This is a genomic window from Pantoea hericii (genome assembly GCF_014155795.1).
GTDB classification, from domain to species: Bacteria; Pseudomonadota; Gammaproteobacteria; order Enterobacterales; family Enterobacteriaceae; genus Pantoea; species Pantoea eucalypti.
Genome location: NZ_SCKV01000003.1, coordinates 373,935 through 390,660, shown reverse-complemented (window position 1 = coordinate 390,660; position 16,726 = coordinate 373,935). Strand labels below are relative to the sequence as shown.

The following is a 16,726-nucleotide window of genomic DNA, read 5'->3' as shown; positions in this document are numbered from 1 at the left end:
ACTTACCCTTTCTGTTTAGCCTGTTTGCCGTTCGGGCTGAAAAAGCCCTCCAGCACCACCAGTGCAGCCCCAATACAGATGCCGCAGTCAGCGATATTAAATGTAGCGAAGTGCCAGTTACCGACATAAAAATCGATAAAATCGACCACAAAGCCATGGTACGAGCGATCAAACAAATTGCCGATCGCGCCGCCAATGATCAGAGCATAGGCGATATTGGCCATCTTCTGACTGGCATGATTGCGATACATCATCACCACCAGTGAGATCACGATAGCCAGCGCGATACCCGCAAAGAACCAGCGCTGCCAGCCCCCTTTGTCCGCCAGGAAACTGAACGCCGCGCCATAGTTGTGCGCATAGAACAGGTTCAGGTAGGGCATCAGCGGCTGGGTTTCATGCAGCATCATGTTGTTCATCACCCACTGCTTACTGGCGAAGTCGACAACAATCACCACCAGCACCAGCCACAGCCAGCGCAATCCGGTTGATAAAATAGGTTTACGCATCAGGCAAATTCACGCTGTTCGCCGTCACCGGCTACGTTAGTGTAACAACGACCACAGACCTCAGCATGCTCAGGATTCTGTCCGACGTCGGTAGTGTAATGCCAGCAGCGCTGACATTTCTCGCCTTCCGCCTTGTGCAGCGCGATTTTCAGACCTTTCAGCAGTTCACTCTGCTGCGCTTCATCGTTCGCCAGCGCGTAATCCGCCACCTGTGCGCCAGAAGTCAGCAGCACAAAACGCAGCTCATTACCCAGCGCATGCAGTTTAGCGGCCAGCTCCGGATCGGCATACAGCGTGACCGTTGCTTCCAGTGCACCACCGATACGTTTATCCGCACGTGCCTGCTCGATCACCTTGTTCACTTCGCCACGCACTTTCAGCAGCTCGGCCCAGTAGGCATCATTCAGCGCTTCATCTTCCGCCAGGCCAAACAGACCCTGATACCACTCTTCGGTGAAGACATACTGCGCACGTTCGCCTGGCAGATAGCCCCAGATCTCATCCGCTGTAAAGGACATGATCGGTGCCATCCAGCGCACCAGCGCTTCGACGATGTGCCACAGCGCGGTCTGGCAGCTGCGACGCGCCAGGCCATCACCTTTCGCGGTGTACTGACGATCCTTGATAATATCGAGATAGAAGCTGCCCATCTCAATCGAACAGAACTGCATCAGACGCTGGATCACTTCATGGAAATCGTAGTTCTCGTATGAGGCAACGATATCAGCCTGTGCCGCCTGTGCGCGACCCACTGCCCAGCGATCGACCACGACCATCTCTTCCGGTTTCACCAGATCGGTGACCGGGTTGAAGCCGCTAAGGTTAGCCAGCAGGAAACGCGCGGTGTTACGGATGCGACGATAGGCATCGGCAGAGCGCTTGAGGATCTCATCGGAGACCGCCATTTCACCCGAGTAGTCGGTTGAGGCCACCCACAGACGCAGAATATCGGCGCCCAGTTTGTTCATCACATCCTGCGGCGCGACCGTGTTGCCGATTGATTTCGACATTTTACGGCCCTGACCATCCACGGTGAAACCGTGCGTCAGTACCTGACGATAAGGCGCTTGGCCCTTCATTGCCGTGGAGATCATCAGCGAGGACATAAACCAGCCGCGATGCTGATCGGATCCTTCCAGATAGAGGTCTGGCGCATGTCCGCCAAATTCCGGACGCGCATCCACTACAGAATAGCTGGTTGAGCCGGAGTCAAACCAGACATCCAGCGTATCCGGCACTTTAACGTAGTGATCGGCGTCGTCGCCCATCAGTTCACGCGGGTCAAGATCCCACCAGGCCTGAATACCTTCCTGCTCAACACGCTGCGCCACTTTCTCCATCAGCGCCAGCGTGTCAGGGTGCAGCTCTTCGCTCTCTTTGTGAACGAACAGCGCCATCGGTACGCCCCAGGTACGCTGACGAGAGATACACCAGTCAGGACGGTTCGCCACCATCGATTCGATACGCGCCTGGCCCCAGTCCGGGATCCACTGCACGCCTTTGATCTCTTTCAGCGACTGCGCACGCAATCCTTTCTGATCCATGCTGATGAACCACTGCGGCGTGGCGCGGAAGATGATCGGCGTTTTATGGCGCCAACAGTGCGGGTAGCTGTGCAGCAGTTTCTCAACGTGCAGCAGCGCGCCTTTCTCTTTCAGCAGTTCAACGATCATGTCGTTGGCTTTAAAGACATTGACCCCATCCAGCGTCGGATACGTGCCTGGCAGATAGGCGCCATCCGGTCCTACCGGATTCGCGGTTTCGATGCCATATTTCTGGCCAATAACATAGTCATCCGGGCCGTGGCCTGGCGCGGTGTGAACGGCACCGGTACCCGCGTCCAGGGTCACGTGCTCGCCCAGTACGACCAGCGACTCAAGCGCCAGGAACGGATGCTGGAACTTCTGCAGCTCCAGCGCAGCGCCCTGACATTCGCCCAGCACCTGCCATTCGCTGACACCGGCGCGCTTCATGACGCTTTCCACCAGCTCTTTCGCCAGGATCAGGGCGCGGCCGTCGATCTGGATCAGCTGGTATTCAAATTCAGGATGCAGGGAGATCGCGCGGTTAGCCGGTAATGTCCACGGCGTCGTGGTCCAGATAACCAGTGAGATCGGGCCATTAACCTGGGATACGCCAAACGCCCCACGCACTGCGTCGGTATCGACGGCATTAAACATCACATCAATCGACGGAGAGGTTTTGTCGTAATATTCCACTTCCGCTTCTGCCAGGGCAGAACGGCAATCCAGGCACCAGTGCACCGGCTTCGCGCCTTTGTGCAGATGGCCATTACCGATGATTTTACCCAGCGCACGAATGATGTTGGCTTCGGTACCGAAATCCATGGTCAGGTAAGGACGATCCCAGTCGCCCAGCACGCCCAGACGGATAAAGTCCGCTTTCTGGCCTTCAACCTGTTCGGCAGCATATTTGCGGCATGCGGCACGAAATTCCGCGGCGGTGACTTTCTCGCCTGGCTTGCCGATCATCTGCTCAACTTTGTGTTCGATTGGCAGACCGTGGCAGTCCCAGCCGGGCACATAAGGCGAGTCATAACCCGCCATGCCTTTCGACTTAACGATAATGTCTTTCAGAATCTTGTTAACGGAGTGACCAATATGAATGCTGCCGTTCGCATAAGGAGGGCCATCATGCAGGATAAAGGTTTTTTTCCCTTTTTTGGCTTCGCGGATGATGCCGTACAGGTTGTCAGCATACCAGCGTTGCAACATTCCCGGTTCGCGTTTGGCCAGATCGCCACGCATCGGGAATCCCGTTTCCGGCAAATTCAGGGTAGATTTATAGTCACTCATCAGATTCTCGATTCCGTTTTTCGCTCAGGTTAAAGCAGCCCAAAGAACTGCCGGGCCGTTACCACATCGTTCGCAATTTGTTCTTTCAACGCCTCCAGTGAGGCAAAGCGCTGCTCGTTTCGTATTTTCTGTTTCAGCACCACATCAATGTGACGACCATAGAGATCGATATTGATGTCGAGCAGGTGAACTTCAAGCTGCTGGCGTAAACCTTTTACGGTCGGACGGGTGCCGATATTAGCAACACCCGGCAGTGGCTCGGGCGTCAGACCCTGTACCTCCACGGCATACACTCCTTTCACCGGCGTGACGCTGCGGCGTAAAGGGAGGTTCGCAGTCGGGAAACCCAGCGTGCGTCCCAGTGCATCACCGTGCACGACGCGGCCGGAAATAGTGAAGGGATGACCTAACAGCGACTGCGCCAGCGCTAAATCATCCGCAGCCAGCGCCTGACGCACGGCAGTGCTGCTGATTCGCTTACCACCGTCACAGAAGGTTTCGGTGCTGACGACCTCAAAGCCATACTCCACACCGGCTTTCTGTAATAACAGGAAATCCCCCTGGCGACCAGCGCCGAAGCGGAAATCATCACCTACCGCAAGGTACTTTACATCCAGCTTGTCGACTAACAGGTCACTGATAAAGCGCTGTGCAGACAAGGCCGCAAAGCGACGATCAAACCGCACGCACAACACTTTATCCACACCCGCTTCCGCCATATAGCGCAGTTTTTCACGCAGGCGTGTCAGGCGCGCCGGGGCTTTATCACCGGCAAACAGCTCCAGCGGCTGTGGCTCAAATACCATCACCACGACGGGCAGATGACGCTTACGTCCCTCTTCACACAGTCGCGACAGCAGCGCCTGATGCCCGCGATGTACACCATCGAAATTACCAATGGTCAGAACGCAGCCGCGATGCTGCTCGTTAAGATTATGAATACCGCGGATAAACTTCATGGCTGGCCCAAACCGGTGGAAATCGGCGGATTATACCCTTGAAAGCGGCTCAGGTTAACCCGTCTGCACGCCTTTCATGCTTTAGCGGCTGCATTTCCTGTTGCAGATGTGCATGTTAAGAATTTTGTCGCTAAATACTGTATTCAGTGAGGGGAAGCTGGTAGAATCTTGCGCCATCAAATACGTAATCGAGTGCCGTTCTTAGAGCGACGCTTATTTGCACAAATCCATTGACAAAATCAGGTTAGAAGGGCATAGTCCTCGGCCTTTGATTTGTCTCTATAGAACACATTTGGGAGTTGGACCTTGGCTAATATCAAATCAGCTAAGAAACGCGCCGTAACATCTGAGAAACGCCGTAAGCATAACGCTAGCCGCCGCTCAATGATGCGTACCTTCGTTAAGAAAGTATACGCGGCGATCGCTTCAGGCGACAAAGCTGCTGCGCAGAACGCATTCAATGAAATGCAACCACTTGTGGATCGTCAGGCCGCTAAAGGTCTGATCCACAAAAACAAAGCTGCACGTTATAAATCTAACCTGACTGCACAGATCAACAAACTGGCTTAATCGCCTCTTGTTAATCGCTTTGTTGAAAAAGCCGGCTTACGCCGGTTTTTTTTCGTCTGTACTCTGGCGGGGAAAGAGTCCGCTGAAGTCTGCGTGACAGAGACGCTGCACCGCCGGATGCTGAATCATCCGTTCGGCAAAGATGATATGGTACTCCTCTGACACGGTATCTAGCCGACCAACCTCTGTAACCGCATCACGCTGCCCGCTATCCTGCTCATCCAGCACTGGCGCGACAAATATGGCATTCTTACGCGCACCAAACGCCTTCATCAGTGCCGCATCATCAAACTCCCCCAGAATCTCCACCTGCAGCCCCTGAGTCGTAATCCAGTTGAGGATTTTCCGGCCGAGCATTGAGCGGCGTCCTGGAATCAGCAGCGGACGCGCTTCCAGACAGGCAGGAAAAGTGAGACCGGTGAGCGGCTGAGCAGACCAGAAACTGACCGGGCACTCCCCCAGCTTCACCGAAAACAGCCCTTCCTGTTGAGTGGGGTCGATGGAGCAGTCAGAGATAATCATATCCAGCTTATGCTGACTGAGCTGCTCCAGCAGCATTTCGTGGGTCGACTCAAAACAGCGCAGATGCGTCTTCTCCTCTGCAACCACCGCCGTTTCCAGCACCTTACTGACCAGCTGCTTAGAGAGCGCATCGGCGACTCCGACATCCAGCAACAGGTGGGACTCCTTGCGGTAGTTCACGATATCCAGCATCTCCTGACCCAGCATAAACATGCGGTCAGCATAGCGGAACACGAGTTGCCCCAGTTCAGTCGGCACCAGTCCCCGGCCCTGACGACGGAACAGCTTGCCCTGCAGGCGCTCCTCAAGCGTCTTAATCTGCCCGGTAATGGTCTGGGGAGTCAGAGAGAGTACCTCTGCTGCCGCTGTCACAGAGCCGCTTTTGCAGATCTGCCAGAAGTAATAGAGATGGTTAAAATTGAGCTGATTCATCGAAAAAAAGGAGGCTTTCGCCTCCTCTCCATTAACGCAGTTTAATCCGCAGCAGGGTATAACCAATAACCGCTGACAGCACAGAACCCGTCAGGATCCCCAGTTTAGAGAAGGTCACAAGCTGCTCATGTGCCGAATCGAAGGCGAGCGAACTGATGAAAATAGACATCGTAAAACCGATGCCGCACAGCACGCCAATCGCCATGATATCGCGGATGGTGGTGCCGTGAGGTAATACCGCCAGCCGCAGTTTGACAGCCAGCCAGCAGAACAGGGTAATGCCCAAAGGTTTACCGATTAACAGGCCGAGGATGATGCCAGACGGCTCCGGTGAAAAGACATCACTCAGCGTAATACCGGTCAGTGAAATACCGGCGTTCGCGAAGGCAAACAGCGGCAGAATAAGCCAGTTCACCCACGGCATCAGACCGTGCGCCAGATGTTCTGCGGGTGAATGCCCTTCTCTCTTTTCCAGCGGTATGAAGAAGCCCACAATGACGCCCGCCAGCGTGGCATGGACGCCGGACTTCAGCACGGCGGTCCAGAGCACGATCCCAACCAGCATATAGACCGAGATTTTACGGACATTAAAGTAATTGAGCAGTGCCAGCACAACAATCGCCCCTGCCGCAACGCCCAGGGAGAGCATTGAGAGGCCACTGGTGTAGAACAGGGCGATAATAACGATAGCCCCAAGATCATCGATAATCGCCAGCGCCATCAGGAAAACTTTCAGTGCTGCAGGAACACGGCTGCCAAGCAGGGCGAGGACACCCAGAGCAAACGCGATATCGGTCGCCGTAGGGATAGCCCAGCCGTTGCGTGCTATCTCATCACCATGGTTGAAGCCGAGGAAAACAAGCGCGGGCAGTGCCATACCGCCTAATGCCGCAATGACGGGAAAGATCGCCTTGTCACGGCTTGCGAGTTCGCCGACTATCAGCTCACGCTTCACTTCCAGACCAATCAGCAGGAAAAACAGCGCCATCAGCGCATCATTGATCCATAACAGCAGATTTTTACTGATATCCAGTGCACCGAAGCGGATTTGAACGGGTTCATTGAGAAACGCCTGATAGCCGTGAGCGGTTTCGGCAGAGTTGGCGAGAATCATGGCCGCCACAGCTGCCATGATTAACACCATGCCATTACTGGCGTCACTTTCAATGAAGCTTTTAAGCAGGTTTTTGAGACTACGAGGCTTATTCAACGTTTATCTTCCTGATCAGCGATAGAAAGATAAAGAGTGTAGCGGCTCATATAGTTCGTTAAAAGCAGCTTATGCCTCGCCTTTCCTTCGGTTTAACCGAATTAAGGGCGAAACGCCGGTTGATGCTAATAACAGATGGCGTATAGCATCCAGCAAAAAAAACGGAGCCCGCGGCTCCGTTTTTTAGTCTGATACGGTTTAGCGTGTCAGATCGTCAAAGAATTTCTTCACACCGTCGAAGAAGCTCTTTGAGCGTGGGCTGTTATGCTCGCCGCTTGGGCCGCCAAAACTCTCTTCCAGTTCACGCAACAGCGTTTTCTGTTTTTCGTTCAGGCTGACCGGTGTCTCCACCACAACACGGCACAGCAGATCGCCGACCGCGCCGCCACGGACAGATTTGACGCCACGTCCGCGCATGCGGAACAGCTTGCCGGTCTGGGTTTCTGACGGCACTTTCAGCTTCACGCGACCATCCAGTGTCGGTACTTCAATCTCACCGCCCAGCGCCGCCATTGCAAAGTTGATCGGCACTTCACAGTAAAGGTTGTTCTCTTCACGTTCGAAGATCGGGTGCTTCTTCACCGAGACCTGAACGTAGAGATCGCCCGCTGGTGCGCCCTGCTCGCCCGCTTCACCTTCGCCACTCAGACGGATGCGATCGCCGGTGTCGACCCCTGCCGGGATTTTCACTGACAGCGTTTTCGACTTCTCAACGCGGCCATGGCCATGACAGGCGTTGCACGGATCTTTAATCACCGAGCCACGACCATGACAGGTCGGACAGGCCTGCTGAACAGTGAAGAAGCCCTGGCGCATCTGCACCTGGCCTGCACCGTGACAGGTTGAACAGGTTTGTGGCTGGGTGCCCGCTTTCGCGCCGCTGCCGTGGCAGACATCACACTCTTCCAGCGTTGGAATGCGGATCTCTTTGGTCACGCCGCGTACCGCTTCTTCCAGCGACAGCTCCATGTTGTAGCGTAAATCGGCGCCACGGGATGCGCGCTGACGGCGTCCACCACCAAAGATGTCACCGAACACGTCGCCAAAGATATCGCTGAAGTCTGCACCGCCACCACCAAAGCCGCCGCCGCCGAATCCACCGCCACCCATGCCGCCCTGTTCAAAGGCTGCATGACCATACTGATCGTAAGCCGCACGCTTCTGCGCATCGGTCAGGATTTCGTACGCTTCCTTGACCTCTTTGAATTTAGCTTCGGCTTCTTTATCACCTGGATTGCGGTCCGGGTGAAATTTCATTGCCAGGCGTTTGTAAGCCTTTTTGATTTCACGCTCGTCCGCGGATTTGGCGACGCCTAAAATCTCGTAGTAATCACTCTTCGCCATGTTTATTTAGCCCTTAACATGATCGCACGGGCGTGGAGAGATCTCCTACGCCCGTGCTGGTTTCAACGGCTGTCAGGCCAACCGTCGCGCCCGGTCAGGGGCAATTATTTCTTGTTGTCTTTCACTTCTTCGAATTCAGCATCGACAACGTCGTCATCTTTCTTCGCTGACGCGTCACCGGCATCTGCTGCACCCGCCTGAGACTGCTGTGCTGCTTCCATCAGTTTGCCAGACACTTCCATCAGCGCCTGCATTTTGGCGTCGATTTCCGCTTTGTCTTCGCCTTTCAGCGCAGTTTCCAGCGCGGCCAGTGCGGCTTCGATTGGCGCTTTGTCATCAGCTGACAGTTTGTCGCCTGCTTCTTCCAGCTGCTTACGCGTGCTGTGGGCAATCTGGTCACCCTGGTTACGCGTCTGAACCAGCTCTTCGAACTTACGGTCAGATTCAGCATTCGCTTCCGCATCACGCACCATTTTCTGGATCTCATCATCGCTCAGACCTGAAGAGGCTTTGATGGTGATTTTCTGCTCTTTACCGCTGTTCTTGTCTTTCGCTGATACGTGCAGGATACCGTCGGCATCGATGTCGAAAGTCACTTCGATCTGCGGCATACCGCGTGGCGCATTCTGGATACCGTCGAGGTTGAACTGGCCCAGTGACTTGTTGTCATTGGCACGCTTACGCTCACCCTGCAGCACGTGAATAGTCACGGCTGACTGGTTATCTTCAGCCGTCGAGAAGACCTGGCTGTGCTTGGTTGGGATGGTGGTGTTCTTGCTGATCAGCGAGGTCATCACGCCACCCATCGTTTCGATACCCAGTGACAGCGGGGTAACGTCCAGCAGCAGCACGTCTTTCACGTCGCCACCCAGTACACCACCCTGAACCGCAGCACCCACAGCAACCGCTTCGTCCGGGTTCACGTCTTTACGTGGCTCTTTACCGAAGAACTCAGTCACTTTGGCCTGAACCAGTGGCATACGTGTCTGACCACCGACCAGGATAACGTCGTTGATGTCTGAAACAGACAGGCCGGCATCCTGCAGCGCAACTTTCAGAGGCGCGATTGAGCGTGCAACCAGATCTTCAACCAGTGATTCCAGTTTAGAACGGGTCACTTTGATGTTCAGGTGCTTAGGACCGGTCGCATCTGCCGTGATGTATGGCAGGTTAACGTCGGTCTGCTGTGCAGAAGAAAGCTCGATTTTTGCTTTCTCTGCGGCTTCTTTCAGACGCTGCATCGCCAGTGGATCGTTGTGCAGATCGATACCCTGGTCTTTTTTGAATTCAGCAACCAGATAGTTAATCAGGCGGCTATCGAAGTCTTCACCACCCAGGTGGGTATCACCGTTGGTCGCCAGAACTTCAAAGGTTTTTTCGCCGTCAACTTCGTCGATCTCGATGATTGAGATATCGAAGGTACCGCCACCCAGGTCATAAACCGCGATGGTGCGGTTGCCCTGGCCTTTATCCAGACCGTATGCCAGTGCTGCTGCAGTCGGTTCGTTAATGATACGTTTGACTTCCAGACCTGCGATACGGCCGGCATCTTTGGTCGCCTGGCGCTGCGCATCGTTGAAGTAGGCCGGTACGGTAATAACCGCTTCAGTCACTGGCTCACCGAGGTAATCTTCGGCGGTCTTCTTCATTTTCTTCAGCACTTCAGCAGAGATCTGCGGAGGTGCCATTCTCTGACCTTTTACTTCCAGCCATGCGTCGCCGTTGTCAGCGCCGGTGATTTTGTACGGCATGATTTTAATGTCACGCTGTACTTCTTCGTCCTGGAAGCGACGACCGATCAGACGCTTAATTGCGAACAGGGTATTCTGCGGGTTGGTCACTGCCTGACGTTTAGCCGGTTGACCGACCAGAATTTCGCCATCCTGTGTATACGCAATAATTGAAGGCGTGGTGCGATCGCCCTCGGCATTTTCCAGCACGCGTGCTTTGGTGCCATCCATGATCGCAACACAAGAGTTGGTTGTACCCAGGTCAATACCAATAATCTTACCCATCTAAACATCTCCCACTTAAATTCGTTGCCAATTTGGGTTGTGAACCTTTTATGTGGGCGAGTTGTTTGCATTCAACCTGCCAGCACATGCTTTTTTTCCAACGTTCACAACGCTCGATGACAAGTAAATGGGGCCGCTTCGATGCGCATCAAGGGTTAAACCAAAAAAAATTTTTTATCGCTGGCCCTGCCGGGATCAAAGAACGCTGACACAACGCTGAATATGATGCGTCCCCTTGCTCCTCCCGGGGAGCAGGATGGAATCCGTTTATGTAATCAACACTCTTTCACTGCCGAGGAATTATGGCGAATTCAACGCTGGCTAACCCTGCCCCGCTGGGATTGATGGGTTTTGGCATGACAACCATTTTGCTGAACCTGCACAACACGGGCCTGTTTGCCCTGGATGTCGCAATTTTAGCGATGGGGATTTTTTATGGCGGGATCGCGCAGGTGCTGGCCGGTCTGCTGGAGTTTAAGAAGAACAATACCTTTGGGCTGACGGCTTTTACCTCATACGGCATGTTCTGGTTAAGCTTCGTGGCGATCCAGCTGTTACCGCAAATGGGTCTGGCAAACGCGCCTGATGAACGCTTCCTGGGTGTCTGGCTGGCACTGTGGGGCATCTTCACGCTGTTCATGTTTATCGGCACACTAAAAGGTACGCGGATGCTGCAGTTTGTTTTCGGCTCGCTTACGCTGCTGTTTCTGCTGCTGGCCGTGGCTCATCTCATGCACCTGCCTGCGCTGGTGGTCTCTGCGGGCTGGGTCGGGATCATCTGTGGTGCCAGCGCCTGCTATCTGGCGATGGGCGAGGTGCTGAATGAAACCTTTGGCCGCACCCTTTTGCCGATTGGCGCAAAAATACGTTAAGCATATTTTCAGCCATAAAAAAACGCGGAGCCTGGCTCCGCGTTCTTACTTTACAACGAATTAATCCCCTGATTCAGTCCCGGCTCGTGGCTGACATCACGCCGCAGCCAGATCCCTGTCAGCAATCCCACCAGCGCCAGCGCCATCACATACCAGCACGGTGCCATCACGGAGACATTCATCAGCAGCGACACCAGGATCGGTGTCAGGCCGCCAAAGATCGCGTAGGAAAGATTGTAGGAGAATGAGAGTCCGGTAAAACGCACCTCTGCCGGAAAGGCACGCACCATCACAAACGGCACCACGCCGACGATACCGACGCTGAGCCCCGCCACGCCATAGAGCAGGAAGAGCTGCTGCGGATAGAGGGCGCTCAGGTGATAAAACTGCCAGCTACAGATCGCCAGCAGCAGGCTGCCGACACACAGGGTACGACTGGCACCAAAACGATCCGCAGCGAGTCCGGCAATAATGCAGCCAACGCAGAGCATCACGGTGGCAATGCTGTTGGCCTGCAGAGTCAGTGCGGGCGCGATGCCCTGCTGCTTCTGCAGCCAGACCGGCGACATCAGGATCACCACGACGATGCAGGCGGAGAGCAGCCAGGTCAGCAGCATGGAGATCACAATCGACTTTTTATGCTCCGCCAGCACGGTTTTCAGCGGCAGGGTTTCAGCCAGCGCTTTACGCTGCTGCATCTCAATGAAGACCGGTGTTTCATGCAGCCAGCGGCGCAGGAACATCGCGAGCAACCCAAATACGCCGCCCAGGAAGAATGGAATGCGCCAGCCGCCGTCATGAATGGCCTGCTGCGACATCGAGGTATTGATCAGTGTCGCCACCAGCGACCCCAGTAAAATGCCGATGGTCAGCCCGGCCGTCAGAGTGCCACAGGCGATGCCGATACGTTTATAAGGCACGTGTTCAGCGACAAACACCCACGCGCCGGGTACCTCTCCGCCAATCGCCGCGCCCTGTAACATTCGCATCAGCAACATCAGCAGTGGCGCTGCAATCCCAATCGTCTGCCAGGTGGGTAAAGCGCCCATCATTAAGGTTGGCAGCGCCATCAGCAGAATACTCAGGCTGAACATCTTCTTGCGCCCGAGTTTATCGCCAAAATGCGCCATCACAATGCCGCCCAGCGGACGTGCCAGATAGCCTGCGGCAAAAATGGCAAACGTCTGCAGCTGTCGCAGCCACTCCGGAATATCTGCGGGGAAGAAGAGTTCGCCAATCACCGTGGCGAAGAAGACAAAAATGATGAAGTCGTAGAATTCCAGCGCGCCGCCGAGCGCGGCCAGCGCCAGGGTTTTGTAATCCTTACCGGTCAGACGCTGTGTGTGAGTCAGATTCATAATATTCCAGAGGCAAAGAGAGAACGTTGTAAAGATAGCCTTACTATACCGTCAATCTTTTGCCACACCAGCCAGGCTGTAGCTTATGCCTGAAATGGGGAATATTTAGTTATTTATCTCACGTATCGCGCTTTTAGGGCGAAATGCTGCTACGACCTCGCGATGCGTTTCGACATAAGGCCCGTCCAGCAGCTGTAAACAATAGGGTACGGAAGCAAAAATGCCGTGCACTTTTACGTTGCCCTGCTCATCCTTCAGCCCTTCCAGCGTCTCTTTGATCGACTTCGGCTGACCCGGAAGGTTGAGGATCAGCGACTGTTTGCGGATTACCCCAACCTGACGCGACAGAATCGCGGTCGGCACAAACTGCAGGCTGATCTGGCGCATCTGCTCACCAAAACCCGGCATTTCCCGATCGGCAACGGCTAAGGTGGCATCCGGCGTCACATCGCGCCGGGCCGGACCTGTGCCGCCAGTGGTTAATACCAGGTGGCAAAAGCGTTCATCGACCAGCTCGCAGATCGCGTGCTCAATCATCGGCTGCTCGTCAGGCACCAGGCGGGACTCAATCTCAAACGGGCTGCTGAGTGCGCGACTCAGCCAGCTCTCCAGCGCGGGAATCCCCTCATCCTGATAGATGCCGTTCGCGGCGCGATCGGAGACCGAGATCAGGCCAATGCGTAATGTATTCATGATTAGCTTCGCTGTGATTTACCGCGGTGCGGTGGAGTAAAAGGGGAATAGCAGAGAGGATAATATAAAGTGAAAGGGTCGGAAAAGGGAAAACCGTGGCAGCCTGCGCCGCCACGGTCAGCCGGTTACAGCAGTTCTGCCAGCATCTTCTCAAGTTTGCCCTGATCAACGGCAAAGTTGCGGATACCTTCTGCCAGCTTCGCAACGGCCATAGGATCCTGGTTGTGCTGCCACAGGAACTCAGACTCGGTCATGCGGGCCGGACGCGCTTTCACTTCGCCGCTGTAGCTCAGTTTACGCTCCAGGGTGCCTTCGCTCTCTGCCAGCTCTTTCAGCAGCGCAGGAGAAATGGTCAGACGGTCACAGCCAGCCAGCTCGATGATTTCGCCGACGTTACGGAAGCTCGCGCCCATCACCACGGTTTCATAGCCGTGCTGCTTGTAGTAGTTGTAGATTTCAGAAACTGAAACCACGCCTGGATCTTCGTGCGCGGCATACTCTTTCTTATCGGTGTTCGCTTTATACCAGTCGAGGATACGGCCAACAAACGGAGAGATCAGGAACACGCCCGCTTCGGCACAGGCACGCGCCTGAGCAAAGGAGAACAGCAGAGTCAGGTTACAGTTGATACCCTCTTTTTCCAGCTGCTCTGCAGCACGGATGCCCTGCCAGGTAGACGCCAGTTTGATCAGGATGCGGTCATTGCTGATACCAGCATCATTGTAGAGTTTGATCAGGCTGCGGGCTTTCGCGATGCTGCCTTCTGTGTCGTAAGAGAGACGCGCATCGACTTCAGTCGAGATGCGGCCTGGGATCAGTTTCAGAATTTCCAGACCAATGTTAACGGCCAGCTTGTCAGAAACCAGCTGCAGCTGCTCTTCTTTGTTGCTGCTCTGCTCACGCGCCCAGCTAATCGCTTCATCGATCAGTTTACGGTATTCAGGGATTTGTGCGGCGTTAAGAATCAGAGAAGGGTTGGTGGTGGCGTCTTGTGGCTGATACAGCTTCATGGCTGCAATATCACCGGTGTCGGCGACTACGGTAGTGAGCTGACGCAGGGAGGTAAGTTTGTCCGTCATGTTCTTTTCTCTTAGTTAACTGTCAGTGTGAAAAAAGCTGTTGCGATAATATCACGCGTCAACGGTGGCGCAAGGTCAGGGAATGCCGTTTACGATAGCGCGAACAAATAGGAGTGATTCGTCATTCTTTGCGGCTTTTTTGGTACACTGCGAAGCCTGATAAGCCGCCAATGCCCTGTTAAACCAGGCATTAACCGAGGAAGCAACTATGTTGATGGTGATCTCTCCCGCCAAGACGCTGGATTATGAAAGCCCGCTGGCGACAACGCGTTTCACCCAGCCTGCGCTGTTAGAAAAGTCACAACAGCTGATTGAGATTGCGCGCGATCTGTCACCCGCCAGCATCGCCTCGTTAATGGGCATCAGTGACAAACTGGCGCACCTCAATGCCGATCGCTTTAACAGCTGGCACCCCGACTTCTCACCTCAGAATGCCCGTCAGGCTATCCTGGCGTTTAAAGGTGATGTCTATACCGGTTTGCAGGCCGGGACCTTCAGCGAACAGGATTTCGATTTTGCTCAGCAGCATCTGCGCATGTTGTCGGGCCTGTATGGCGTGCTCCGTCCGCTCGATCTCATGCAGCCTTACCGGCTGGAGATGGGCATTCGTCTGGCGAATCCGGCGGGTAAAGATCTCTACACCTTCTGGGGCGATCTCATCACTGAAACATTGAATGCCGCACTGGCAGAACAGGGTGATGAGGTGCTGATCAACCTCGCGTCAGACGAATATTTCAGGGCGGTTAAGCCGAAGAAACTGCAGGCACAGCTGATTAAGCCGGTGTTCCTTGATGAGAAGAATGGCAGCTATAAAGTCATTAGCTTCTATGCCAAAAAGGCGCGTGGATTGATGAGTCGCTATGTGATTCAGCAGCGTCTGACAACGCCGGAACAGCTTAAGGCGTTTGATGTGGATGGCTATCGTTTTGATGCGATCAGCAGCAGCGAGAGCGAGCTGGTCTTTAAGCGCGCGGAGCAGTAACAAGCGCGCGGAGCAGTAACGCCCACGCACTCTACCTGCCATAAACAGGCTTCCCGCAACCGGGAAGCCTTTCACCGCATTACTTCAGCAGGAACGCCCGCAGCGAGGCGAAGTCACCTTTCATCTGATGCGACAGCAGCGGCAGATCGGCGCGCTCTGCTAACTCCGGCGGCAGCGTCAGGGTCTGCTCAAGAATCGCTTCCACGCTTTCGCGGAATTTCGCCGGATGCGCAGTGCCGAGGAACAGACCGTATTCGCCCTCCTGCAGCTGATCGCGCAGCAGACGCCAGGCGATGGCAGCATGTGGCTCGGAAACGTAGCCAATTTCCGCCAGTTCACGCATGGCAGCGCGCGTGGTCTCATCAGAAACCGCACCACAGGCGAGATCGGTTAAGCGCCAGGTTTTACGGCGGAACAGCTCTTCCACACGCGGCCAGTTGTTAGGCTGGCTGACATCCATGGCGTTCGACAGCGTAGAGACCGTCTGGTTAGGCTGCCACTCGCCGTTGCCGAGGAAGCGCGGCACCGTATCGTTAGCATTCGTGGCAGCGATAAAGCGTTTGATGGGCAGGCCCAGTGATTTCGCCAGCAGACCGGCCGTCAAATCACCAAAGTTGCCGCTCGGCACAGAGACCACCAGCTGATTGCGTTTTTCCTGTGGCAGCTGTGCGACCGCCTCAAAGTAGTAGCAAATCTGCGCCAGCAGGCGGCTGATGTTGATGGAGTTAGCCGAGTTCAGGCCAATCGCCCGCTTCAGCGCTTCATCATCGAACGCCTGTTTGACCAGCGACTGGCAGGCATCAAAGTCGCCGTCGATAGCGATGGTTTCAATGTTGCCGCCCAGCGTACAGAAGAGTTTCTCCTGCAGCGGACTGATTTTGCCCTGCGGATAGAGGATCACCACACGCACGTTCTTCATGCCGTAGAACGCGTGCGCCACAGCCGCACCGGTATCACCAGAGGTGGCGGTCAGAATCGTGACCTGCTCATCAGAGCCTGAAACATACGACAGCATCTGCGCCATAAAACGGCCGCCGAAATCTTTAAATGCCAGCGTCGGGCCGTGAAACAGCTCCAGACAGGCGATATCTTCGCTAACGGCTTTCACCGGGGCCGGGAAGGCAAAAGCGGCTTTAACACGCTCCTGCAGCTGCTGGGCCGGAATCTCGTCACCAATGAAAGCCGAGAGAATTTTGCTGCTGCGGCTGACAAAATCCATCTCCAGCATCGCGTCGATGTCGGTCAGTTCAAACTCTGGCAGTTCCAGCGGAAAGAACAGACCCTGCTGCGACCCCAGACCCTGTTTCACCGCCTGGGCGAAGCTGACCTGCTCGTTGTGATCCTTAAGATTGTAGAGTTTCATGC

At 54.8% G+C, this 16,726-nt stretch carries 14 protein-coding genes; 3 read left to right on the top strand and 11 right to left on the bottom strand.

Going from position 1 to position 16,726, the window contains the following annotated elements; all coding sequences use genetic code 11:
- Positions 1-2 precede the first annotated feature (2 nt).
- The 3 genes from lspA to ribF are packed head-to-tail and all read right to left on the bottom strand — an operon-like array spanning position 3 to position 4,284.
- Positions 3-509 (bottom strand): signal peptidase II, encoded by a 507-nt coding sequence (gene lspA, locus H7K52_RS08865; RefSeq protein WP_003854827.1) that lies wholly within the window; start codon positions 507-509, stop codon positions 3-5.
- Positions 509-3,325 carry an isoleucine--tRNA ligase gene (gene ileS, locus H7K52_RS08860; protein WP_039658805.1) on the bottom strand — a complete coding sequence of 939 codons (2,817 nt, stop codon included), beginning with the start codon at positions 3,323-3,325 and terminating at the stop codon, positions 509-511. The genes lspA and ileS overlap by 1 nt, the downstream gene beginning before the upstream one ends.
- A 29-nt stretch (positions 3,326-3,354) precedes the next feature.
- Positions 3,355-4,284 (bottom strand): bifunctional riboflavin kinase/FAD synthetase, encoded by a 930-nt coding sequence (gene ribF, locus H7K52_RS08855; protein WP_033763252.1) that lies wholly within the window; start codon positions 4,282-4,284, stop codon positions 3,355-3,357.
- Between the two features lie 306 nt (positions 4,285-4,590).
- Between ribF and rpsT the strand changes: the two genes are divergently transcribed.
- A complete protein-coding gene (rpsT, locus tag H7K52_RS08850) occupies positions 4,591-4,854 on the top strand; it encodes a 30S ribosomal protein S20 (RefSeq protein WP_008925553.1) in 264 nt (87 codons plus the stop codon).
- A gap of 36 nt (positions 4,855-4,890) precedes the next feature.
- Here the strand turns inward: rpsT and nhaR are convergent, their stop codons facing one another.
- From nhaR to dnaK, 4 genes are all read right to left on the bottom strand, one after another.
- Positions 4,891-5,808 carry a transcriptional activator NhaR gene (gene nhaR / locus H7K52_RS08845; protein WP_003854832.1) on the bottom strand — a complete coding sequence of 306 codons (918 nt, stop codon included), beginning with the start codon at positions 5,806-5,808 and terminating at the stop codon, positions 4,891-4,893.
- A 31-nt stretch (positions 5,809-5,839) separates the two neighbouring features.
- Positions 5,840-7,018: a Na+/H+ antiporter NhaA gene (gene nhaA, locus H7K52_RS08840; RefSeq protein WP_003854833.1), complete on the bottom strand. Its 1,179-nt coding sequence runs from the start codon at positions 7,016-7,018 to the stop codon at positions 5,840-5,842.
- 198 nt (positions 7,019-7,216) lie between these two features.
- A complete protein-coding gene (dnaJ, locus tag H7K52_RS08835; protein WP_003854835.1) occupies positions 7,217-8,362 on the bottom strand; it encodes a molecular chaperone DnaJ in 1,146 nt (381 codons plus the stop codon).
- A gap of 104 nt (positions 8,363-8,466) precedes the next feature.
- Positions 8,467-10,377, bottom strand: coding sequence for a molecular chaperone DnaK (dnaK, locus tag H7K52_RS08830; RefSeq protein WP_003854836.1), 1,911 nt, complete (start codon positions 10,375-10,377; stop codon positions 8,467-8,469).
- A gap of 302 nt (positions 10,378-10,679) precedes the next feature.
- On the opposite strand from dnaK, the gene satP reads away from it, so the two are divergent.
- Positions 10,680-11,249: an acetate uptake transporter gene (gene satP / locus H7K52_RS08825; protein ID WP_110411660.1), complete on the top strand. Its 570-nt coding sequence runs from the start codon at positions 10,680-10,682 to the stop codon at positions 11,247-11,249.
- 50 nt (positions 11,250-11,299) lie between these two features.
- On the opposite strand, the gene H7K52_RS08820 is transcribed toward satP, so the two are convergent.
- The 3 genes from H7K52_RS08820 to tal all read right to left on the bottom strand — a co-directional run bounded on the left by H7K52_RS08820 (position 11,300) and on the right by tal (position 14,379).
- A complete protein-coding gene (locus H7K52_RS08820; RefSeq protein WP_140916179.1) occupies positions 11,300-12,607 on the bottom strand; it encodes an MFS transporter in 1,308 nt (435 codons plus the stop codon).
- A gap of 105 nt (positions 12,608-12,712) precedes the next feature.
- Positions 12,713-13,300 (bottom strand): molybdopterin adenylyltransferase, encoded by a 588-nt coding sequence (gene mog, locus H7K52_RS08815; protein ID WP_078804758.1) that lies wholly within the window; start codon positions 13,298-13,300, stop codon positions 12,713-12,715.
- 125 nt (positions 13,301-13,425) lie between these two features.
- Positions 13,426-14,379: a transaldolase gene (gene tal / locus H7K52_RS08810; RefSeq protein ID WP_003854842.1), complete on the bottom strand. Its 954-nt coding sequence runs from the start codon at positions 14,377-14,379 to the stop codon at positions 13,426-13,428.
- Positions 14,380-14,587: 208 nt separating this feature from the next.
- On the opposite strand from tal, the gene yaaA reads away from it, so the two are divergent.
- A complete protein-coding gene (gene yaaA, locus H7K52_RS08805; protein WP_140916178.1) occupies positions 14,588-15,361 on the top strand; it encodes a peroxide stress protein YaaA in 774 nt (257 codons plus the stop codon).
- A gap of 79 nt (positions 15,362-15,440) precedes the next feature.
- Here the strand turns inward: yaaA and thrC are convergent, their stop codons facing one another.
- A complete protein-coding gene (thrC, locus tag H7K52_RS08800) occupies positions 15,441-16,724 on the bottom strand; it encodes a threonine synthase (protein WP_182629946.1) in 1,284 nt (427 codons plus the stop codon).
- Between the last annotated feature and the right edge of the window lie 2 nt (positions 16,725-16,726).